Origin of the sequence: Carbonicoccus niuqiaonis, assembly GCF_050157065.1 — a bacterium.
Classification (GTDB): domain Bacteria; phylum Actinomycetota; class Actinomycetes; order Propionibacteriales; family Propionibacteriaceae; genus Avipropionibacterium.
The window spans coordinates 623414-645029 of the sequence record NZ_CP189573.1 but is presented as its reverse complement, the minus strand read 5'-3'; the positions used below and the strand labels follow the sequence as shown (position 1 = coordinate 645029).

The 21616-nt window shown below is 67.5% G+C and carries 23 protein-coding genes; 9 read left to right on the top strand and 14 right to left on the bottom strand.

Annotated elements, in window-relative coordinates; translation table 11 throughout:
- Positions 1-38: 38 nt before the first annotated feature.
- Positions 39-620 carry an arsenate reductase/protein-tyrosine-phosphatase family protein gene (locus ACQBAU_RS02895; protein WP_465255258.1) on the bottom strand — a complete coding sequence of 194 codons (582 nt, stop codon included), beginning with the start codon at positions 618-620 and terminating at the stop codon, positions 39-41.
- A 175-nt stretch (positions 621-795) separates the two neighbouring features.
- Here ACQBAU_RS02895 and ACQBAU_RS02890 point away from each other — a divergent pair, with 175 nt between their 5' ends.
- Together ACQBAU_RS02890 and ACQBAU_RS02885 are read left to right on the top strand one after the other, a co-directional pair.
- Positions 796-1935: a polysaccharide pyruvyl transferase family protein gene (locus ACQBAU_RS02890; protein WP_465259445.1), complete on the top strand. Its 1140-nt coding sequence runs from the start codon at positions 796-798 to the stop codon at positions 1933-1935.
- A gap of 24 nt (positions 1936-1959) precedes the next feature.
- On the top strand, positions 1960-3195 hold the full coding sequence (locus ACQBAU_RS02885; protein WP_465255260.1) for a lipopolysaccharide biosynthesis protein: 1236 nt from the start codon (positions 1960-1962) through the stop codon (positions 3193-3195).
- Here the strand turns inward: ACQBAU_RS02885 and ACQBAU_RS02880 are convergent.
- From ACQBAU_RS02880 to ACQBAU_RS02860, 5 genes are read right to left on the bottom strand one after another with little or no spacing between them, the layout of a single operon-like run.
- On the bottom strand, positions 3110-4147 hold the full coding sequence (locus ACQBAU_RS02880; protein ID WP_465255261.1) for a glycosyltransferase family 2 protein: 1038 nt from the start codon (positions 4145-4147) through the stop codon (positions 3110-3112). The two genes, ACQBAU_RS02885 and ACQBAU_RS02880, sit on opposite strands and share 86 nt — an antisense overlap.
- 31 nt (positions 4148-4178) lie before the next feature.
- Positions 4179-5384: a glycosyltransferase family 4 protein gene (locus tag ACQBAU_RS02875; RefSeq protein WP_465255262.1), complete on the bottom strand. Its 1206-nt coding sequence runs from the start codon at positions 5382-5384 to the stop codon at positions 4179-4181.
- Positions 5377-6009: a sugar transferase gene (locus ACQBAU_RS02870; protein WP_465255263.1), complete on the bottom strand. Its 633-nt coding sequence runs from the start codon at positions 6007-6009 to the stop codon at positions 5377-5379. Before ACQBAU_RS02870 ends, ACQBAU_RS02875 begins: the two co-directional genes overlap by 8 nt.
- Positions 6010-6053: 44 nt before the next feature.
- Positions 6054-6452 (bottom strand): DUF2283 domain-containing protein, encoded by a 399-nt coding sequence (locus tag ACQBAU_RS02865; protein ID WP_465255264.1) that lies wholly within the window; start codon positions 6450-6452, stop codon positions 6054-6056.
- A gap of 17 nt (positions 6453-6469) precedes the next feature.
- Positions 6470-7117, bottom strand: coding sequence for an acetyltransferase (locus tag ACQBAU_RS02860; RefSeq protein WP_465255265.1), 648 nt, complete (start codon positions 7115-7117; stop codon positions 6470-6472).
- A 245-nt stretch (positions 7118-7362) separates the two neighbouring features.
- Between ACQBAU_RS02860 and ACQBAU_RS02855 the strand changes: the two genes are divergently transcribed.
- Together ACQBAU_RS02855 and ACQBAU_RS02850 are read left to right on the top strand one after the other, a co-directional pair.
- A complete protein-coding gene (locus ACQBAU_RS02855; protein WP_465255266.1) occupies positions 7363-8460 on the top strand; it encodes a TerC family protein in 1098 nt (365 codons plus the stop codon).
- A gap of 18 nt (positions 8461-8478) precedes the next feature.
- Positions 8479-8877 carry a hypothetical protein gene (locus ACQBAU_RS02850; protein ID WP_465255267.1) on the top strand — a complete coding sequence of 133 codons (399 nt, stop codon included), beginning with the start codon at positions 8479-8481 and terminating at the stop codon, positions 8875-8877.
- 12 nt (positions 8878-8889) lie between these two features.
- Here ACQBAU_RS02850 and ACQBAU_RS02845 read toward each other — a convergent pair whose 3' ends face one another.
- Positions 8890-10527, bottom strand: coding sequence for a DUF4838 domain-containing protein (locus tag ACQBAU_RS02845; RefSeq protein ID WP_465255268.1), 1638 nt, complete (start codon positions 10525-10527; stop codon positions 8890-8892).
- 352 nt (positions 10528-10879) lie between these two features.
- On the opposite strand from ACQBAU_RS02845, the gene ACQBAU_RS02840 reads away from it, so the two are divergent.
- On the top strand, positions 10880-11887 hold the full coding sequence (locus ACQBAU_RS02840; protein ID WP_465255269.1) for an LCP family protein: 1008 nt from the start codon (positions 10880-10882) through the stop codon (positions 11885-11887).
- Positions 11888-11910: 23 nt separating this feature from the next.
- Here ACQBAU_RS02840 and ACQBAU_RS02835 read toward each other — a convergent pair whose 3' ends face one another.
- The 3 genes from ACQBAU_RS02835 to ACQBAU_RS02825 all read right to left on the bottom strand — a co-directional run bounded on the left by ACQBAU_RS02835 (position 11911) and on the right by ACQBAU_RS02825 (position 13930).
- Positions 11911-12810: an SGNH/GDSL hydrolase family protein gene (locus tag ACQBAU_RS02835; protein WP_465255270.1), complete on the bottom strand. Its 900-nt coding sequence runs from the start codon at positions 12808-12810 to the stop codon at positions 11911-11913.
- 51 nt (positions 12811-12861) lie between these two features.
- On the bottom strand, positions 12862-13587 hold the full coding sequence (locus tag ACQBAU_RS02830) for a GAF and ANTAR domain-containing protein (protein WP_465255271.1): 726 nt from the start codon (positions 13585-13587) through the stop codon (positions 12862-12864).
- A 112-nt stretch (positions 13588-13699) separates the two neighbouring features.
- On the bottom strand, positions 13700-13930 hold the full coding sequence (locus ACQBAU_RS02825; RefSeq protein WP_465255272.1) for a hypothetical protein: 231 nt from the start codon (positions 13928-13930) through the stop codon (positions 13700-13702).
- Between the two features lie 196 nt (positions 13931-14126).
- Between ACQBAU_RS02825 and ACQBAU_RS02820 the strand changes: the two genes are divergently transcribed.
- From ACQBAU_RS02820 to ACQBAU_RS02810, 3 genes are all read left to right on the top strand, one after another.
- On the top strand, positions 14127-14309 hold the full coding sequence (locus ACQBAU_RS02820) for a hypothetical protein (RefSeq protein ID WP_465255273.1): 183 nt from the start codon (positions 14127-14129) through the stop codon (positions 14307-14309).
- A gap of 111 nt (positions 14310-14420) precedes the next feature.
- Entirely contained in the window at positions 14421-15146 is a 726-nt protein-coding gene (locus ACQBAU_RS02815; RefSeq protein ID WP_465255274.1) for an alpha/beta fold hydrolase, read from the top strand.
- Between the two features lie 77 nt (positions 15147-15223).
- Positions 15224-15958 carry a VOC family protein gene (locus ACQBAU_RS02810; RefSeq protein ID WP_465255275.1) on the top strand — a complete coding sequence of 245 codons (735 nt, stop codon included), beginning with the start codon at positions 15224-15226 and terminating at the stop codon, positions 15956-15958.
- 12 nt (positions 15959-15970) lie between these two features.
- Here the strand turns inward: ACQBAU_RS02810 and ACQBAU_RS02805 are convergent, their stop codons facing one another.
- Positions 15971-16303, bottom strand: a complete 333-nt coding sequence (locus ACQBAU_RS02805; protein ID WP_465255276.1) for a VOC family protein — start codon at positions 16301-16303, stop codon at positions 15971-15973.
- 127 nt (positions 16304-16430) lie between these two features.
- Between ACQBAU_RS02805 and ACQBAU_RS02800 the strand changes: the two genes are divergently transcribed.
- On the top strand, positions 16431-17372 hold the full coding sequence (locus tag ACQBAU_RS02800) for an aldo/keto reductase (RefSeq protein ID WP_465255277.1): 942 nt from the start codon (positions 16431-16433) through the stop codon (positions 17370-17372).
- A gap of 86 nt (positions 17373-17458) precedes the next feature.
- Here the strand turns inward: ACQBAU_RS02800 and ACQBAU_RS02795 are convergent, their stop codons facing one another.
- From ACQBAU_RS02795 to ACQBAU_RS02785, 3 genes are all read right to left on the bottom strand, one after another.
- Positions 17459-20023, bottom strand: coding sequence for an ATP-dependent Clp protease ATP-binding subunit (locus ACQBAU_RS02795; RefSeq protein WP_465259444.1), 2565 nt, complete (start codon positions 20021-20023; stop codon positions 17459-17461).
- 251 nt (positions 20024-20274) lie between these two features.
- Entirely contained in the window at positions 20275-20598 is a 324-nt protein-coding gene (locus ACQBAU_RS02790) for a histone-like nucleoid-structuring protein Lsr2 (RefSeq protein ID WP_434548501.1), read from the bottom strand.
- Between the two features lie 280 nt (positions 20599-20878).
- The gene (locus ACQBAU_RS02785; protein ID WP_465255279.1) at positions 20879-21592 is read right to left on the bottom strand and encodes a hypothetical protein; all 714 of its coding nucleotides are present in this window, start codon (positions 21590-21592) and stop codon (positions 20879-20881) included.
- Positions 21593-21616: the final 24 nt, after the last annotated feature.

Below are 21616 nucleotides of genomic sequence, written 5' to 3'. Positions count from 1 at the left end.
TAATGCGGCGCATTCTAGCGTGTCAGCCCGGCCCGGGTTCAATCCGGCGGATCGACCAGCCTCGGCAGCACCGCGATGAGGCGTCGACAGGCGTCATCAATCGTGTCCGCCGAGGCTCGGTAGACGTCCGGTTCACGTCCGTGCGGATCGATGACATCCATCCCGGAACGGCGGCGGGAAGCCACCAGGCCCCGGATCCGGTGTGCCGCCTCGACCACGCGCCGCAACCGCCCCTCAGGGGTGGCGGAGTCCCGTCCCGCCACCAGGTCCTTGGGCTCGAGCGACTCGACGATGCGTACGAACTCGAGCAGTGTGAACGCTCGCCCGACCGCCCGGGGAGCGAGCCTCACCGCCGCCGTGCGGTGTTCTCGGGCCAGCGCCAGCACCAGATCGGCATCCCGTACGTGTGGCTCGACGAGTCGCCGCGCACGGTGTCGTTCGGCATCGCGGATGCCGAGTCGCTCGGCCTCGTGCGCCGAGCCGGGATCCATCGGGTCGCCGTCGTAGGCGTGCGTCCCGGCACTGGTGACGTTGATGTCGGCATCCGGAAAGGCCTCCCCCAGCCGGAGCCGCAGGAGCTGCTCGAGCGTTGGTGAGCGGCAGAGGTTGCCGGTGCACACGGAGAGGATGCTGAACTGCCGAGGATCGCCAACAGGCTCGATCGATCGGCGCTGACTCGGCAGTGGCATCGAAGTGAACAACCTTCCATTTGTGACGTTCTCCGGCTGACGGAAGGTCAGGAGTCCGGGGGCAGCGGGGCGTCGCCCAGTGTAGAGCCAGCACCCGGACCCCGTCGTGGAGTGCCGTGGACGGCCCGCAATACTGTGTCGGCCGCAACAACGACTACGGTCAGGCCGGGAGGAACTCGTGGTGGACACCAGCAGACGATCCGAACGTCGCCCCATACGGCGGGTCCAGGCCGTTGGCGCCTACGGGTTCGGAAACTTCGGCGACCAGCTGTTCGTGGAAACCGTCCAGCGGCATGCAGCCACCCTGTGGCCGAATGCAACGGTCCGGACCTTCGCTCCGGCCGGAAGGTCCAGGTTGTACGCATCGAGTCGCTGGTACGGACAGGCGGCCCGGCTCGGGGCTGCCGCGGTCGGACTGGCGTGGGCTGACACGATCGCCGTGTGCGGTGGCTCCGTGCTCCAGGACGTGGGCGGTGTGGCGCGGCTTCGCCAACGCGCCCTACGAGGGCAGCGCGTCGAAGCACTCGGGGTGTCTGTCGGACCCTTCAACGGCACCGGCGCAGCGCAGCGCGTCGAGAGCTTCTTGGCACACGTCGACCGGTTGGTGGTGCGCGACCCTGCCTCTGTGCAACGTCTCGAACAGCTGTCCCACACCACCACACCGGTCGTCGGCGGTGATCTGGTGGCCCTGAACGGTCTGGTCCAACCGGAGACCGAGCGATCCGACACCATCGTCATCTGTCCTTCCGCCGCAGCCCAGAGCGATCTCGAACTGCTGACCCGTCAGGCGGGTGATGCCGTGGACGAGGTCAACCGATCGGAGCCGCATCGGGTGACGGTGCTTGCCATGTCCAGTCAGGGCACGTCGGACGACGGACCACTCTGCGCGGGGCTCGCCTCGGGGTTGTCCGACCGCGGCATCGACGTCGACCTCGCCAGTTTCGCCGACCTCGGACTCAGCCAAACCTGCAGGCTGCTCGCCAGTAGCGCAATGGTGTGGTCGCAGCGGCTCCATGGCGCCATCGTGGCCTACCTCTCCGACGTGCCCTTCATGTTGGTCGGCCACCATGCGAAGTGTCGAGACTTCGGGTCCGACATCGGGGCCGATCAGCAGATCGTGGCCCTTGACGAGCCGTGGGCGCCGGTGGCCGCAGCCCTGGCAGACGGCTCGTTTCGTCCGCACATGGGCTCCGACGCGTACCGCGATCGCGCCCGAGGCGCCTACGCAGCGGCCAGTGCCGACTGATGACGACCGAACCTGTGGCCCCCGATGGCCGGTAACCGGTCAGCGGCCGCGCACGTAGCCCTGGGCACTGCCACGACATCGCTGTCCAAGTGGTTCCTGGTCTGGCTGTTCGCGCGATCCGCCGGCGGCGCGGACGCGGTCGGCGTGTACAGCTACGTGCTGGCGATCGCCACCCCGTTGTTCGTGTTGAGCCAGTTGGGGCTGCGCACCATCTTCCTGTCGTCGGCAACCCGATGGCCCTGGCGTACGTACCTCCTGCTGCGACTGATCGGCTGTCTCGTGGGGGCTGCCGTCCTGATGGCGGTGATCGTGTTCTCCCCCGACCTCCCCGTCGGACTCGGCGTGGCGATCACCCTCCTCAAGGTCTTCGACTCCGTGCTCGACATCATGCTTGCGCGGATGCAGTACGGAAATCGCCTCGTCGCGCTGGGGCGTGTCGTCACGGCGTGCGGCGTCGGCGCCATGGTGGCCGCAGCCGTGGCCGTCGTGCTCACCGGGTCGGCCACGATCGGTGTCTTCGCTGCCGCGCTGTCATCGGTCGGCGCAGCCGTCTGGGCCTTCCTGGCGGGACGTTCGGTCGACTACGAGCCCACTGATTCCTCGCGGGGATGGAGGGACATCGTACGGACCGCGGCGCCGGTGACGGCCTCACAGTTCCTGGCCACCTTCCTGTTCCAACTGCCGGTGTTCGCCCTGTCGTGGGTCGCCGACGCCGGCACCATCGGCGTGTTCGCCGGAGCCGCCTATCTGCTCACCGTCGCCGGCCTCACGGGGTCGACCCTGCAGACCGTACTGATCACGCCGTTCCGACGGATCAGGGAACACGACGGGGTCCACGCCCTCCGCCGTCGTGCCGGTCGGATCACGGTCCGGGCCGTGTTGGTCTCGGCCGGCTTCGGCGTGCTGGTGACCGCGCTGGGGTCACCCGTCCTGACACTGGTCTACGGACCCGGGTTCGAGATGGGGTACGTGCCACTCGCCCTGCTCGCGGTCGCGGCCGTCGCCACCATCGGGGCCTTCGTCATGAGTGTGACGCTGAACGTGTTGAACAGGTACGGCGGTGTCACCCTGGCTATGGGACTGAGCTGTGTGGCCGCAGCGCTGGCCGGTGGCCTGTTCCACCTGCTTGGCCTCCCGCCGCTCATCGTGGCCACGGGGATGTCGGCGACCGGCTCTAGCTTCCGTCTGTTGATGATGACGTGGTCGGTGAGAAGGGCGGTCGCGATGCCCGCTGGACCAGCGAGCGCCTCAGGCGCCTGATCGCTGCTGCGGACGTCTTGGCCGCCGCGACCAGCCGGGTGGTGCGCCACAGGCCCAGCCACCGGTAGGAGAGACCGACCGCCCGCATCTGGATGTCGCCGCTGCGGACCAGCACGCCGCCGTGGTCGGCCTCGATCTCGGCGATGTGTCGGCGTGCGGCGCTCCGGGTCAGCGGGGACTCCGGGCCCAGATCACTCATCCCGCACGAAACAAGGCTCTTGATGCGCAGATAGCTCAGCAGCGCGCCCAACTCGTCGGTGTGGCGGCCCAGGGTCAGCTCACGGAGCCGGTCGTGCACATGGGTGAGCTCGCGATACTTCGAGGGCCGATAGGACCGGGTCAGTGAGCCCGCCATGGGACGATTCCGGTACTCGCGGGCGGTGGTGGTCACGACATCGGTGACGCGGCTGAAGTACTCCACGTTGAAGAGCAGGTCCTCACCGAGCGACGTGCGGGAATCGAAACGGAGGTCGGCAGAGCGGATGAGCTCGGTGCGATAGAGCTTCCCCCACGGGGGATTCAACAACGACGTGCGCAGACCGCGGTACAGGAAGTCACTCAACTGCGATCGCTCGCGGTGACGTCCGGCGACGGGCGCCCCCTCGATGACCCAACCGACCGGATCCACCATGGCAGTCACCATCGCCGCGATCATCTGTGGCCCGATGACGTCATCGGAGTCGACGAACACGACGTAGTCGCCGGTCACCGCATCCAGTCCGGTGTTTCGCGCGGCGCTGACGCCACCGTTCGGCTGACTGATGACGCGGATCCGCTCGTCCAGCCGCGCTTCCGCGTCAAGCAACTGCGCGGAATCGTCGGTCGATCCGTCGTCCACGCACACGATCTCGAGATGTTCGTACGACTGCCCCCTGATCGACGCCAGACACTCGGCGAGGAAGGCCTCGGCGTTGTACACGGGAACGACGACGGAGACGACCCGTTGCGTCACGCCATCACCATCTTGCAATTCTGACCTCGCCTCAGTGGTTCCGACTCAGGGACGGGCGTTCATCGACCCGTACTGCGTCCACGGGCTCGGCGGCGTCGTCGATGATCTCGTGCAGACCCTGCCAGATCCGTTCGGGTGTGAACTCGGCGAACACCCGTTCCTTGGCCGCAGCACCGAGTCGCGCGGTCAACTCCGGACTTCCGGCCAGATCGTTCACCTTGCTGGTCAGGTCCGGTGCATCGCCCACGTCGATCAACATCCCTGTTCGACCATCAACAACCGAATCGACCGCTCCCGTGGCTCGGGTGGTGATCGTCGGTATCCCGGCTGCGGCAGCTTCGAGCACGACGTTCGGAAACCCTTCCCGCAGGGTCGGCAGGCACAAGGCATCCATCGCTGGCAGGTGACCCCACACGTCGTCGGTCCACGGGACCGTACGAACCAGATCACCGAGTCGTACGATCTCGTGCTCCAGATCGGGTTCGTCCACCGTCCCGATCAGGAGAAGTCGTACGTGCGGCGCGAGGTCAGCGGAGGAACACGCCTTCAACAACGTGTCGACGCCCTTGTCCCGGGTGATGCGTCCGATGAACCCCACGACGAAGTGGTCGGACTCCAGCCCCAGCCGATGCCTCAGGGCGTCGCGATCGACGGTTCCGGCACGCTCGACCACCGCCGCCGCGTCCACGCCGTTGCTGCTCCCCGATCCGATGAGCCAGGACTTGTGTCGCATCAGCAACCCGCGACGCTCCCCTTCGGCTGCCAGGGACGGCCCCACGAAGAGGACATCGGTCGCGAGTCGCATGGTGATCCACTCCATCGCCCACAACACCCTGCCCAGGATCCCGGCAGACCCTTCCAGCCGGAGGCCACGGACCACGTACAACCGCTTCGGGATCCGCAGCAGCCACGACGCCACGGCCCCGAGCAGCGCTGCCTTCGGCGTTCCCAGGTTGACTGCGCGCGGCCGTTTCCGCGCGAGCAGTCGCACCCATTGAACAAGGCTCACGAGATCGCGCAGCGGAGAAATCCCCCGGTGCATGGGGATGCCCGCCAACGGAACCCCTTCGCGGGTGGCTGCCCGATGCGCCTGCTCGTCCGGGGTGGAGACCAGCGTGACGTCCCAGCCGCGATCCGCGAACCAGGCCAGTTGGCCCCGCAACAGGGTGTAGGCGCTGATGCCGACGGTCACCCCCACCACCAGCCCGGGATCGCTGGCCCTGGAGGTGTCACCCATGTGCGACCTCGGCCTCTGCGCTCCCGGTGAACTCGGTCATCGTGGCCTGGCCAGCCTCGCTGATGCCTTCCCGGACCAGCACCGACTTGACCGTCATCACCAGGATGCGCGCATCGAGCGCAAGACTGCGGTTGTCCACGTACTCGACGTCGAGCTTGAACCGTTCCTCCCAGGCCAGCCCGTTGCGGCCACTCGCCTGAGCCAGGCCAGTCACGCCGGGTCTCACCTCGTGCCGACGTGCCTGTTCCTTCGTGTACCGGTCCAGGTAGCTCACGAGAAGCGGACGGGGACCCACCAGACTCATGTCGCCGCGCAGGACATTCCACAGCGTCGGCAGTTCATCGAGACTGGTGGCTCGCAGGAAGCGGCCCACGCGTGTAAGACGTTCCGCGTCGGTCTGGTGCGCCTCGTCCGGGTGGCGCATCGTTCGAAACTTGACCAGTTCGAAAATCACGCCGTCACGCCCGGGGCGCGGCTGTCGGAACAGGACTGGTCGACCGTGGGCGGCAAGCACCACCGCCGAAACGCCCAATTGCAGTGGCGCCGAGAGCACGAGTCCGACGGCACTGACGACGGCGTCCAAACCGCGCTTGACCGAGTCGTACGGCCGCTTCTGGGTGGGCATCAGGCCTCGCTTCGCTGTCGTGACTCACGGGGGCTGTGCCGACATTAGCGTGTGATGGCCGAAGCATTCGCTCGGCCCAGCCCTACAGCTGTCGCACTCGGCGACTTCCAAGCGAGAGCGGCGAGCAACTCCTCCGGGCGCGCAGCCACTGGAACAGCCGGTTCGTGGCTGGACTGCCTGGCGACGAAGCTCGTGACCGTCGGCGCGATGCGATGCAGGATCCGGATGTGTCGAGAGTCAACATGGTGGACAGACTTCAGACGCTCCACGGGGATGGTGGCCTCGAGGTCGAGAACCTCGATGCCGGCCACAACACCCAAGGCATCCAGGTCGACCGTGAATCCTGGAGCGACCTCGCAGGTCTTGGCGATGGGCCGCCGTTCACCCAACTGCAGGTAGGCAACACCCAAGCTGCTGTCGATCTGCAGTGATGACGTGATCATGTTTGCACTCCTTCCACTCAGCGGGCGGGGACGCCCTTGACCACGACGCCGGCGGGCACGTCTCGTACGGCACAGGCACCGGCACCGATCGTTGACGCCTCCCCCGCAGTGAGGCCCTGCAGCATCGTGCTGTTGGTGCCGAACAGCACCTCCGGCTCGACGGTGACGTCGCCGGAGATCGAGGCGAGCGGGTTGACCGTCACCCAGTCGCCGAGTGCGGTGTCGTGACCGACGGTGACGTTCTGGTTCAGGTGGACGTGCCGCCCCAACCGGACGTTGGTGGTCACGCGCACCCCCGGACACAACACGCTCCCCGGCCCGATCTCGACGTCGGCGGCGACGGTGGTGTGTGGGTGGACCAGGGTGGCCGCGGTTCGAGTCTCGAGTCGGCCGTCAATCATCCGGCGGATCCGCGGGCTGGCGATGGCGATCAGGTGAGCCACCTCGGCCGGCGCCGTGAGCAGCCAGTCCGTGCCACCCAGCAACTCGTGGCCGAGCTTCGCCAGCCGGTCGCGGTTCGTGGCACTCGGTGCGTCGTCCACGTAGCCGACGATCTCGAACGACGGACTGACCGCGTTGCAGTCGTCGACGAAGCCGGACAGCTCCCGGCCGAATCCGCCGCAGCCGACGATCACCAAGGGCGTCACGTTCGTACGACCGGTCATGCGGCACACGCTATCGGGCCTCTCGACAGGCTCGAGGGGCGTGGGCCTCTCGACAAGCTCGAGGGGCGGGGCGGGGCTCGCGAATCGTGATTTCGGGGTGGCGGCTGTAGGCTGGTTGCTGCAAGGGGAGTAATCACTCGCAGTCGCTTCGTCATTTCGGCAACGCCATCGGTGCCCGGAGCGCTGGTCCTGGATCCTCAGGGCAGATGAGACCTTGGTCCGTTCCGACCCCCCTTGGAGCCTCCGTGAACATCTCCCCCTTGGTGTGGGGCATCACTCTCGCGGTGACCGTCGCCTTCTTCGTCGTCGAGTTCTTCATCCACGTGCGCAAGCCGCACGAGCCGACCATGGGTGAGGCCGCCCGCTGGTCCGCCTTCTACATCGGCCTGGCCCTGCTGTTCGGGGTGGGCATCGGCCTCGTCTCGGGCTGGACGTACGGCGGGGAGTACTTCGCCGGCTACCTCACCGAGAAGGCACTGTCGGTCGACAACCTGTTCGTGTTCTTGTTGATCATCACCTCCTTCGGGGTGCCCCGGAAGTACCAGCAGAAGCTGCTGATGATCGGCATCGTGATCGCCCTGGTGCTGCGCGGCGCGTTCATCGCCGTCGGCGCGGTCGTGATCCAGAACTTCTCCTGGGTCTTCTACTTCATGGCGCTGCTGCTGCTCTACCTGGCCTACCGGCAGGCCTTCGGTGCCGACCACGACAGCAACCCGACCCAGTCCCGCGCGATCAAGCTGATCCGGCGCGTCCTTCCCTTCACCGACGACTACCACGACGGCCAGTTGAGCGTGAAGATCGACGGCCGCCGGCACCTCACCCCGATCGTGCTCGCGATCGTCGCCATCGGTGTGGTCGACCTGGTGTTCGCGGTCGACTCGATCCCCGCCATCTACGGGCTCACCAACGAGGCCTACATCGTCTTCACCGCCAACGCGTTCGCGCTGATGGGGCTGCGACAGCTGTACTTCCTGGTCGGAGGGCTGCTCGAACGGCTGGTCTACCTCGCCCAGGGTCTGGCGGTCATCCTCGCCTTCATCGGCGTCAAGCTCGCCTTCCACGCCCTGCACGTGAACGAGGTGCCGTTCATCAACGGCGGCGAACCCCTGCTGTGGGTGCCCGAGATCCCGATCTGGTTCTCGCTGCTGTTCATCGGCGCCACGATCGCGGTCGCCACCGTGTTGAGCCTGCGCAAGACCCGCGTCCAGCGCAACAGCGAACCCACGTCCGACGAGACCGACGAGCCGACGTCGAACCACGGCCCTCGGTCAGCGGACGGCCCGGCAGCCGCCGGGGACGACAGCTCCCAACCCACCGCGGGGTCGTCCAGATCGCCGCAATGATCCGAGAGGAGGCCGGCCATGATCATGGTGCTGATCGACATCGTGCTCACGATCGTGATGCTGGCCGCCGTCGTGATCACCTGCATCGTGCTGCTGCCGGCCCGACGTTCCCACCGGCACCGTCCGGTCACCCCGGGGGTCACGCCAACGGGTCTGCAACCGACATCCGGTCCGATGACCCGGGCACAGCTGCTGGCGTCCGTGCCGGCACGCGACATGTCCGACCAGGAGCTGAGCCGCGCCTGGCGGCTCAGCCACGAGCTGTTGGGACGCAGCACCCGACCCGGTGAGCGTGCCGAGCTGGCGGCGCTGCGCCAGTCGTACCTCGACGAGTTCGAGCGGCGTCATCCAGCCGAGTTCACCCGCTGGTTGCACGACAACCCGACCTCGGACGGCGACATCCGTCGGTACTTGTGATCAGGCTCAGGCTCACGGAGCCTGATGGACCACGATGTCGTCGACGTAGACCTCCGGGGCGTCCACGAAGTCGTCCAGGGTGAGCACGTACTGTGCCTCGGTCACGGCCTGTCCGTTGATCGTCTCGGGGATGGTGCTGATGCTGTCGACGGTGAACCACTCTCCGACCTGGTCGGGCTGGATGAGGAGGAGGTTGCCGCTCAGCACCCCGATCTGAGCACCGGTACTGTTCCTCAGGTTCATCGCGAAGTTCACCCGTCCGGTGTAGGTGCCGCCGGCCGGCGCGAGGACGTGGGCCCGGGTGATGATGAGGCCCGGCTTGACCGGGAAGTGCTGAGCTGGCCCGCCCCGTTCGAGTGCACGGGCGACCACGCTGGACCCGCCTGTGTGCGACTGTGCGGTGGAGCGCACGAGCTCGCCCCGGTTTGCCACCCACAGGAACCAGTGCGTTCCGTCCTCGAATGACGTGTTGGCCGTGAGCGACGGGAGTGTCCCTCTCGCTGCACCGAGGGCGAGTTGGACGAACTCGGTGAACTGGGTGGATTCGTCGGCGGTGGCGCGGGCCTCCAACCAGTCCGTCACCGCGCCGCCGGAAGGCTCCTGGGCGACGAGGTAGTCGACGATGCCCCAGAACTCCGCCTGGTTCCACGCACCCCAGAGCAGGCCACGCGTCGGGGCGATCGGCTGCACGAGCACGGGGTCACTGGCGAACTCCTCGATCAGGTCCTCCCGGAGCTGCACGGCGGCGACCCGGCCAGCCCAGCCCGCCTCCAGTGTGGTCAGCAGGGCCAACGTGTCCTGCTCGGTCTGCGGCGGGGGCACGTCGCGCGGGTAGCTGAGCGCACTGACCTCGTAGTAGTCGAAGGCGCGGGCCAGCTTCTCGGCCCGGGCCTGTTGCTCAGGTGTGCCGGGGTGGGCCAGCACCGCGTCGATCAGGGTGCGACTGGTGGTGATGTCCTCGTCGGTGACTGCCTCGAGGTAGTCGGCGGTCTTGAACTCCTGGAAGGTCCCCTTCGGCTGGAACCACTCGGTCGTCGGCGCCCGTTCGGTCCAGAACTGTTCCCACAACGCGTAGTACTGCTGCAGGTACGGTGCGGCGGCTTCTCCGACCGCGAGCTGGCACCAGTGCTGCAGCAGCGCGTCGACGTCCTGGTCGGGATCCCACAACAGCTTGGCCCGTAGCCAGGGCTTGGGACCCTCGCCCCAGTTGGGATACAGCTCGCTGTACTGGGCGATGATGCCAGTGCGCTTCGCGTACGAGTAGGTGCGTTGGGCCAGGTGCGGGGTGACCCGAGGCACCAGGTATGGCGAGCCATAGATGTAGTCGTACAGGCCGAGCTGGCTCGCCACCGTGCGCCAGGTCTCCAGCAACTCTTTCGCATCAGCCTCGACCTGCGGGTCGGCCCACGCCATCCGGTCCTGGGTGAAGAACGGCACGACACGGGGATGCAACGGAAACGGCGGAGCCGGCTCCACGACGGTGTAGGCGAGCAGCCCGAACCACTTGTCCGGATGGTCAGCACTGACCTGTTCGACGACCGCATTCACCCACGAGTAGTACGGCTCCACCGGGTCTGCCTCGGCGAAACCCCCGCTGTCGTTGACCCCGAGGGAGAACGACATCTGCTCCGGATTGTCGTTGAACGGCACGCAGGACTCCGGCCGGAGTGTCGAACTCGACGATCAAGTCTTGGATGGAGAGAACTGGTTGAGCAGGGGCAGGGGCAGGTGCGGTGGCGTCTGCGGCTGGCACTGATTCTGTGACTCCCGGAACAGCTAGAGGTTCAGTGACTGAAACTATCGTTCCTGTTGTGGGTGGACACTAGCCGGGCACCACGGCTCCGAGCAAACTCGTGAGATGAAGGTCACACCATGTCAACCCGGTGTTGCTGCCGCTCGTATTGTTGATGGGCGGATCTTCGGCGCCCCGCTGTGCCGGACCTCCCGATTCCATCCCCTCTCACTTCCGGCGTAGCCGCCCTGCGCGGACAGAAAGGACCCCGTGAACGACCGTCCGTCGACCCACGACGACCAGCCCGGCGACGCCGCGCCGGCCCACCGCCCTGGGCGGCCCCGACGCCGTACCGTCGTGATCCTGATCGGTGTGCTGACCGTGCTGCTGGTCGTACCGGCCGTCCTCATCGGCTATGCACTGAACGTCGAGCGCAGCTTCTTGTCCAACGTCAATCGCGAGACAGAACCGGTACCGGGCCAGTCGAGCCGGCCGCCGGTGTCGGACGGCAAGCCCGTCAACTTCCTACTGATCGGATCCGACGACCAGCACGAGGGTGAGGGCGGTCGCGCCGACGCGCTGATGCTGGTGCAACTGTCCGGCAACCGGCAGTCCGCCTACATCGTGTCGTTCCCACGGGACCTGTACGTGACGATCCCCGGTCACGGCAAGAACAAGATCAACTCCGCCTACTCCCTCGGCGGTTCCGACCTGGCCAAGCAGACCGTGGCAGAGCTGACGGGCGTCGAGATCGACCACACCGCCACCATCGACATGGAAGGTTTCGTCAACCTGACAACGGAACTGGGTGGTGTCACCGTCGACAACAAGCACTACTCCAAGTCGGGCGAGCACGAGTTCCAGACCGGCAAGATCACCATCGAGGGGCAGCGAGCCCTGGCCTACGTACGGGAGCGCAAGCAACTCCCCCGCGGTGATCTGGACCGCGCCGAACGGCAGCGACAGGTGGTGCAGGCGATCATCAGCAAGGGTGTCAGCGCCGACGTGATCTCCGACCCGGAGAAGTTCACCGCCTTCGTCTCGGCGGTGGGACGCAACCTGACCGTCGACGCCAGCCTCACCGATGAACGCATCCGCGACCTGGCACTGTCGATCCGGATGTCACCCGAAGACATCGTCACCATGCAGGTCCCCGTGGCCGGTGACGGTACGACCGAGGACGGCCAGGCGGTGGTGCTGCCCGACGAGGCGGGCATCAAGACGCTGTCCGACCACCTGCGCAACGACACGATGTCGGACTACACGCCTCCGGAGTGACGGGCTGTCCGGGAGAGTTGCCCTCAGGGGCCGATCGCGGACTGGACGGTGAACACCCACAGTCGGACCCCGGCGGCGTTCGGCAACTGACCCTGCCCGTCCAGCAGGGTCGCCAGCGGGGCGCTGTCGTGTGCGAAGGCGCCGTACACGTCGACCGTCGGCAGCTTGGCCTCCACCGCCCAGGCGCGCATCGCCGACACGTTGTCGACCTGCTGTGACGGGTTGCCCTGCTTGTGGGAGTTCTGCAGCACCACCGCGCCCAGGGCATCGCTGCCCAGCGCCTCCCACAGGGCGGTCATGTCGGCCGGGACGTCGTCGGGATCCTCGTGGGCGGCCAGGTTGATGATCACCACGTCCGGCGCTTCGTCGAGCAAGTCGTCCGCCAGCTCGGCGAGCGACTCGGCCGTGGCGTCGGAGATGCTGGCGTTGCGGATCGTCACCACCCCGCCGGAACCCTCCCCCAGCTTCTGCGCACTGCCGAATCCGTCACCGTCCCACTGCTGGTAGGCCACCGGCCGCTGCTCGGCGATGTCGTCGGCCCACTTCCGCACCCACAGGCTCGATCCGGCACCGGACTCATCGCCGACGACCAGTACCGTCACCGGCTCCGAACCGCGGAGCAGGGCCTTGATCTCGTCCGCGCTGTTGCCCGACCCCGCAGTCGGCGACGACTCCGACCCGGCGCTCGAGCTTGGCCCGGCGGGCGACGACGTCGACGGGCCGGGGGTCCCGGCAGCCGACGGACTGCCCGACGACCCGGTGCTGGTGCCGACCGGCCCGGTCGCGCTAGGTGGTGGTGGCTGGGGTACGGCCGAGCCCGGACCGGTGCCGCGGCCGTGCAACATCGCGAATCCGACCAGGATCGCGGTCACGAAGGCCAGCAGACCGAGCCCGGCTGCGGTGAGGGCATTCTTGCTGACCATGGCGGACAGCTTAGAGGAGGTCGTACGGGAAACCCGCCCCGTGGCCGCGACTCACGCCTCGGAACCGGCCAACACGCCCTTCTGGGGTTCGTCGTCACCTGGCGTACTGCGGGTGTTGACCAGGTCCTCCGCGACCAGGGCCAGTCGGCGGTTCTCCTGCTGGGAGACCCGGACCAGGAAGCCGAAGGCCCGATCCGCGCTCAACCCGTAGCGCTCCATCAAGATGCCCTCCGCCTGACCGATCACGGTGCGGTTCAGCAGCGCCGCCCCCAGGTGGGCGGCGTGGGAACTGGCCGCCAGCGCCACGGCCGCGTGGGCAGCGAGGGCGAGCCCGACCGCGTGGTCGCGGGCGTCGAATCCGTGGGGACTGTCGGAGTACATGTTGAGCGCGCCGTACTTGTTCTCGCTGGTGTAGAGCTGGAAGCACAGCATGCTCCCCACCCCCAGATGGGTGTTCGCCCACGGTGCCCAGTTGGGCCAACGCTGTTCCACCGACAGGTCCGCGCTGGTGACCGACTCCTGGTCGCGGATGCTGTCCATGCAGGGACCCTCGTCCATCTCGTACTGCTGGGCGTCCCCGGCGGTGACGACGTCGTCGGTGGCGGCGGCGGTGGTGATCCGGCGACGTTCGATCAGGCTGATGCCGGCATGATCACACCCCTTGATCGACTCCACCGCAAGCTCGACCACCCGGTCCAGCGTCGTGGCCGGCGACGGCTGCTCGTGCAGCTCTCGGGCGATCTTGGCGAACTGATCGCCGGGGTTCTGGACGGGCATGGCAGGCCTCCTCATGGGTGTGCGCAGAACGGTACGCGGTTCCCTGTCGCAGCGGGAGGGCAAGCCCCGAACGACCGGATCCGCGGCTTTGACGGATCGGTGTGGTCACCGATCAGACGGTCATCCCCCAGTCGTTGAGGTCCTGGTCGTGCAGGGCCTTGCGTCGTGTCGCCAGCTGGTCGATGATCGCCGACTCCTCCGACGCCAGCCGCACCAGCTCGGGGTTCGGCACCGTGCCGTCGGCATCGGTGACGTGCAGCGACGCGCTGCCGATCGCCTTCTCCACCCGGTCGAGCTCGAGGATCAGTTGACGGACAGTCGCTGTGGACAATTGCACCTTCATCGGGGGCCTCCTTGGCCGTTCCCTGCGTGCTGTTGTCCCGCTGCTTGAGACCGGCCCAGTCTTTGTCGACACGGGCCGGGCTGTCAAGTGGGACACGTCCGTTTCGACGACGCCACCCCGGGTACACGATGGACACCACGACGAAGGCGACCCCATGATGCGTCATCGACGCTGAGTCAGCTCGGAGGATGACCAGATGCGCAAGCTGATCGTGACGCAGAACATCACGCTGGACGGATGGGAACGATCGGTCGTGTTGGGCGGTGACCCGGTCGAGGAGGTCCTCGCCCTCAAGGAGTCCGACGGGCAGGACATCGTCTGCACCGGAAGCATCAGCCTCGTGCTCACCCGTCATCGTCCCCGGCCGGAAGCCGGCTGAGCTCAGGTGACTGCCGCGTGTCGTCGACGCCTTGGCGGCCGCGTCACCGCGCGGCTAGCGTGACGGGATGTACATCGAGAACGTCGGATTCGACGCGAACGACCCGCTGCGGTGAGCACCTTCGTGTTGATCCACGGAGCCGGGGACGGGGCGTGGTCATGGCACATGGTGGCCAGTGCGCTCCGCAGGTTCGGCCACGACGTGGTCGCCCCCGACCTTCCGGCCCACGCCGACTCGGCGACGCTCGTGGACTACCGCGACGCCGTCGTCGCTGCCGTCGACGCAGCTGTCGGCCTACGTCGCCACGCCGCTGACCTGGTCGTGGTCGGCCACTCGTTCGGCGGATTCACCGCACCACTGGTGGCCGACCGCTTGGCCACCGAACGGTACCCGGTCGCCGGCCTGGCGTTGGTGGCCGGCATGGTGCCCACGCCCGGCGAATCACCGAACGACTGGTGGGAGGCCACCGGGTACACCCGCGCGTTGCAGGAGCAGTCCGTCCGCGACGGTGGGCTGACCGGGCACCAGGACCCGTACGTCAGCTACTACCACGACGTCCCGCGCGAACTGGCCGAGCAGGCGCTGTCCCGAGAGCGTGACCATCCGTCACCGGCCGCAATGGTGGCACCCTGGCCGCTGGAGTCCTGGCCCGACGTGCCGACTCGATACCTGCTCGCCCGTGACGACCGGTTCTTCCCGGCAGACTTCCTCCGCCGCCTGGTGCCGACGCGCTTGGGCATCGAGCCCGACGAGATCCCCGGCGGGCACTGCATCGGCCTCAGCCGCCCGGACGAGGTGGCCGCCTGGCTGGTCGGCACCGGCACCACGGAGCGGTGAGTCAGGCCCGTCCGTCGGTTCACGTCGATGTCGTGCTGGCCTTGGCGGCCGCGTCACCGCGCGTCTAGCGTGGTGGGGTGTTCATCGAGAACGTCGGATTCGACGCGAACGACCCCGTACGCCTCGGCCGGTTCTGGGCTGCGGCCCTGGGCGCCGAGCCGGCCACCGAGGAGGCGGACCTGTTCGAGGCGCGGCTGCAGCTCGGCGATGAGCTGTACCTCGACCTGTGCTTCCAACTCGACCCCGGCCCGCCGGCGACCACGCCCCGGCTGCACCTGGACCTGCTCGGCGGCCCTGAGCAGGACAGCCTGGTCGAACGGTTGCTCGACCTGAGCGCGTCCCGGCTCGACATCGGACAGGTCAACGTCCCGTGGGTGGTGCTGGCAGACCCCGAGGGCAACGCGACCTGCGTGATGGAGGAACGCGCCGCGTACGTCGACACCGGCCCGATCGCCGCACTTCCCATGCACAGCAGCGATCCCCAGCGTGACGGCGCCTTCTGGAGCGAACTGTCCGGCTGGCGACACGGGCCAGGTGTGGCGGAGGTGTCGTTGCGGCACCACAGTGGCCACGGGCCACTTCTGGAGTTCTGCCCCGAGACCCGCCCCAAGCAGGGCAAGAACCGGACGCACCTCGACCTGCGGCGCGAGGCCGACGACCCCGGACTCGACGAGATCCTCACCCGGGTCCGCGACCTCGGGGGCGCCACGCTCGACCACGACTGGGGCGAGCTGCCGTGGGTGGTGTGCGCCGACCCGTCCGGCAACGAGTTCTGCATCCTGCCGCCACCTCGACAGCCTCGGGGGGCGTGAGCCCAACCGGGTTCAGTCGCCGCTGAGGACGACCCGGTTGCCATCGGGGTCGGAGAGTTGCAGGATGCGCCGTCCGCCTCCGGGCTGCGGACCTGCGTGCTCCATCCCGGCCGCGTCCGCCCGGGCGACGGCGTCGTCGAGATCGGTCACTTCCAACACCACCGACGACTTCCCGGCCCGGTCGGGCTCGGACCACACCTGGACACCGAAGGTGTCTGCGAGGTGCCATTCGAGCAGCCCGGCCATCGGGCGGGCGTCAGGGCCCCGACCGAACAGGCCGGCGTACCACTGCTCGGCACGGTCGAGGTCGCTGACGGTGCAGTTGGCCAGTACACGGGTGAACATGGTCTCCTCCTGAGTGATTGCGTTGTGCAACTACTTAGACTCAAGCACACAGTGGTGGCGTTTCGCAAGTACTTCCTCTCGACGAGTTCGAGGAGCGTGGGTGGAGCGGCTGCGCCATGATGGGACGGTGAAGAGCTTCCCGATCGCGCACACCGACATCACCGCCCCTGCCGTCGTCCTCGGCCTGATGCGGATCCCCGACAAGACCGACGAGGAGATCCGCGAGCTGGTCACCGTCGCCCGCGACCTCGGGGTCGACTTCATCGACCACGCCGACGTGTACGGCCACGAGCTGCACCACTGCGAACGGCGGTTCGCCGACGCGATGCAGCTCACCCCGTCACAACGTGACGAGCTGACCCTGCAGACGAAGGTTGGGATCGTGAAGTCACCGGAAGGGTTGTCGTACGACTTCTCCTACGACCACCTCGTCGGCTCGGTCGAGGCGTCCCTGCGAGCGTTGCGCACCGACCACGTCGACGTACTGCTGCTGCATCGGCCCGACGCGCTGGTCGAGCCGGAGGAGGTGGCCCGGGCCTTCGACGAACTGCACGGCTCCGGCAAGGTCCGGCACTTCGGGGTGTCCAACCACACGCCGGGCCAGATCGAGCTGCTGGCGACCGCGGTGGAGCAACCGTTGGTGATCAACCAACTGCAGCTCAGCATTCCGCACGCGCCAATGATCAGTCAGGGCATCGCGGCGAACATGGCCGGGCAGGAGCAGTCGGCCAGTCGCGACCTCGGCATGTTGGACTTCGCCCGCCGCCGCGGCATCACGGTCCAGGCATGGTCGCCCTACCAGGGCGGCTTCTTCACCGGCACCTTCATCGGGGACCGTGAGCGGTACGCCGAACTGAACGAGGTGCTCGACGAACTCGCCGACACCCACGGCGTGACCCCGACCGGCATCGCCACCGCGTGGCTCACCCGGCACCCGGCTCAACTGCAGGTGGTGCTGGGGACCACCCGGCCGGGCCGGGTCGCCGAGGCCGTGGCGGGCGCCGGCGTGGAGCTGACCCGACCCGAGTGGTACCGGCTGGTCCGGGCGGCCGGGCACACCGTCCCCTGATCGCCCCCGGACGTGACGAAAGGGCCACCACCGCGAACGGTGGTGGCCCTTCTCCGTCGTCTCGACCGGTCAGCCGTCTCGACCGGTCAGCCGGCCTGCTCGTTCGAGCCGTCGGACTCGTTCGACGCGTCGTCGGCGGTGGGCGTACCGGCGCCCTCCAACTCGACCGGCGGGGTGTCGGGCAGCTTCGCCTTCGGCGTACCGGTGAAGGTGAACGGGTGCTCCGCGCCTTCCTCGGCCGTGTCGACGACAACGATCTCGCCCGACTTGAGGTCACCGAACAGGATCTTCTCGGCCAACACGTCCTCGACGTCACGCTGCAGCGCACGCCGCAACGGCCGGGCGCCGAGCACCGGGTCGAAACCACGCTTGGCGATCAGTGCCTTCGCCGACGAGGTCAGCTCGATGCCCATGTTCTTGTCCTCGAGCCGCTGCTCGATCTCGGCCACCATCAGGTCGACGATCTTCTCGATCTCCGCCTCGTTCAGCTGGCGGAACACGATCGTCTCGTCGATCCGGTTCAGGAACTCCGGGCGGAAGTGCTGCTTCAGCTCGTCGTTGACCTTCGCTTTCATCTTGTCGTAGTTCGACTCGGTGTCACTCGACGCCGAGAAGCCGAGGTTGACGCTCTTGGCAATGTCGCGCGTACCGAGGTTGGTGGTCATCACGATGACCGTGTTCTTGAAGTCGACCACCCGGCCCTGGGCGTCTGTCAGGCGACCTTCGTCCAGGATCTGCAACAGCGAGTTGAAGATGTCGGGGTGGGCCTTCTCGATCTCGTCGAAGAGCACCACGCTGAACGGCTTGCGGCGCACCTTCTCGGTCAGCTGGCCACCCTCCTCGTACCCGACGTATCCGGGCGGAGAACCGAACATCCGCGAGGCGGTGTGCTTCTCGGAGTACTCGCTCATGTCGAGCGTGATCAAGGCGTCCTCGTCACCGAACAGGAACTCGGTCAGCGCCTTGGTCAGCTCGGTCTTGCCGACACCCGAGGGGCCGGCGAAGATGAACGAACCGCTGGGCCGCTTCGGGTCCTTCAACCCGGCGCGGGTGCGCCGGATCGACCGGGCGAGGGAACGTACCGCATCGATCTGGCCGATGTAGCGCTTGCCGAGCTCGTCCTCCATGTGGAGCAGTCGCGAGGACTCCTCCTCGGTCAGCTTGAACACGGGGATGCCGGTCGCGGTGGACAGCACCTCGGCGATGATCTCCTCGTCCACCTCGGCGACCGTGTCGAGGTCGCCGGACTTCCAGGCGGCCTCGCGCTCGGCGCGTTCGGCGAGCAGCTTCTTCTCGTCGTCACGCAGCCCTGCCGCCCGCTCGAAGTCCTGGGCGTCGATCGCCGCCTCCTTCTCGAGCCGGACCGAAGCGATCTTCTCGTCGAACTCGCGCAGGTCGGGCGGTGCGGTCATCCGGCGGATCCGCAACCGGGCGCCGGCCTCGTCGATCAGGTCGATCGCCTTGTCGGGCAGGAACCGGTCGGAGATGTAGCGGTCGGCCATCTGCGCCGCCGCGGCCAGGGCCTCGTCGGTGATGGTGATCCGGTGGTGTGCCTCGTACCGGTCACGCAGCCCACGCAGGATGTCGATGGTCTGCGCGATCGACGGCTCGGCGACCTGGATCGGCTGGAACCGACGCTCCAGGGCGGCGTCCTTCTCGACGTACTTGCGGTACTCGTCGAGGGTGGTCGCCCCGATGGTCTGCAGCTCACCACGGGCCAACATCGGCTTCAGGATGCTGGCGGCGTCGATCGCGCCCTCGGCGGCACCCGCACCGACCAGGGTGTGGATCTCGTCGATGAACAGCACCACGTCACCGCGGGTGCGGATCTCCTTGAGCACCTTCTTCAGGCGCTCCTCGAAGTCGCCGCGGTACCGCGAGCCGGCGACCAGGGCGCCGAGGTCGAGGGTGTAAATGTGCTTGTCTCGCAGCGTCTCGGGGACGTCACCGCGGACGATGGCCTGGCTCAGGCCCTCCACCACGGCGGTCTTGCCGACACCGGGCTCACCGATCAGCACCGGGTTGTTCTTGGTACGGCGGCTGAGCACCGTCATCACGCGCTCGATCTCGGTCTCGCGACCGATCACCGGGTCGAGCTTGTTCTCCCGGGCGGCCTGGGTGAGGTTCCGGCCGAACTGGTCGAGGATCATCGACGAGGACGGGGTGGACCCCTGCTCCGGCGCGCCGGAGGTGGCCGCCTCCTTGCCACCCTGGAAGCCGCTGAGCAGCTGCAGCACCTGGTTGCGTACGCGGTTGAGGTCGGCGCCGAGCTTCACCAGCACCTGCGCGGCGACCCCTTCGCCCTCCCGGATCAGGCCGAGCAGGATGATGTGCTCGGTGCCGATGTAGGAGTGGTTGATCTGCAGCGCCTCGCGCAGGCTCAACTCCAGCACCCGCTTCGCGCGCGGGGTGAACGGGATGTGGCCCTGGGGCGACTGCTGCCCGTGGCCGATGATCTCCTCGACCTTCTCGCGTACGGCTTCGAGCGAGATGCCGAGCGACTCGAGCGCCTTCGCGGCGACTCCCTCACCCTCGTGGATCAGGCCGAGCAGGATGTGCTCGGTACCGATGTAATTGTGGTTGAGCAGGCGCGCTTCCTCCTGCGCCAACACCACGACCCGGCGGGCCCGGTCTGTGAATCTTTCGAACATTGCCTCACCACTCCCTTGATCGAGCCACCTCCTCGGGCGGCCCCCCACATCAGTCCCCCGCCGCCGACGACAGGTGCCGCCGCTGCGTGGACTGCGCTCAAGTCTAGTGGCCCACACCGACAGCCGGACCCCGTGCTGTTCGCCCTCCGCGAATACCGCCCTCCCTCGAGCACACGCCCCCGGACACACGACAGCGGCGGCTGCCACCCGAGGTGGCGCCCGCCGCTGCGGTGACTGCGTCGTGAGTGACGTCAGCCGTTCGCGTTGTGGTAGGCCTCGCGAACCTTGCCGGGTACGCGACCGCGCGAGCTCACTTCGAACCCGTTGGCGGCAGCCCATTCACGAATGCGATTTGCCTCGCCGCGGTTGGAGGCTGAACCACGGTTCGACGTGCGACGTGCCGGCTGCCGACGGCCGGCGTCGATGTACGGCGCGAGGGCATCGCGTAGGCTCTTGGCGTTCTTCCTCGACAGATCGATCTCGTACTCGGTTCCGTCGAGTCCGAACTTGATCGTGTCGTCCGCCTTTCCTCCGTCGATGTCGTCTTCCAAAGTGATCTGAACTCGACGTGCCATCCGTCCTCCTGAAGGGTGAAGCATGTTCCTGCGTGAAACCGGATGGAAAGCGTACCAATTGTGGCCCCTGTTGCCAATCCGACGGATTCATTGTCTCCCACGATCACAGCAGGCAAGTCGACAAATGGTTCCGTCTCCGTCGTCGTGCCGAGGTCCGCGTCTCCTATAACGGCACCGAGATCTTCACCACAACCCGTGATTCCTCGGGCAATCATTTGTCCGAGTGGGCAAGAAAAAGGATCCGGGCGCCCCGCGGTGGGGTGCCCGGATCCGTTGTTCGTCAAGCCTGCTTGCGGATCTCCGGCTTCGGCAGCGAGATCGTCTGCATCATCGCGAGGTCGACCGGCTCGGCCGCCTCACCGTCGTGGCCCGAGCCTCCGTCGTTGCCCGAGCCTGAGGTCAGCACCCGACGCGGCATCGCGTACACCTCGGCGGAGTCGTCACTGCCCAACAGGGCAGCCAGTTCCTCCTCACGGATCGCCAGGGTCAGCCGCAGGCTGTCGATGGTCGCATTCGACCGCTCGAGCTCACCCCGCAGGTCAGCCAGGTCGGCCTGCAGGGCACCGATCTGCTCGGCCTGGTCACCGTTGACCCGCTGCTGCGCGGTGACGGCCTGCCGCTCGGCGGCCAGGGCGGTGCGCAGTTCGGCGGCGACTTCGTCACGACGCCGGATCGCCGCCGACAAGGTGTCCAGCACCGAGGAATTCCGGGACCGTTCCTCGCGGAGCTGGGTGCCGTGCTCACGGTCGATGCGGATGAGGTGCTCGCCCTTGCTGCGGCGGTGCTCACCGTCGAGGGATCGCAGTGATCGTACGGCCAGAATCGCGGCTACGAGCCCGGTCGCGGCCGCGACGACGAGCCCGATACGGACCATCCAGGGCGGCCCGCCGAGGGCCGCGAGGGCGGCGACCATGGCAATGGCCAGGGCCGCCAGGACAGTCCGACGCCAAGGGGAAGGGGCCGATGTGGCCAAGGCGTTGGTGTGGGTAGTCACCCGGTCAGCCTAGGGCGACATGTC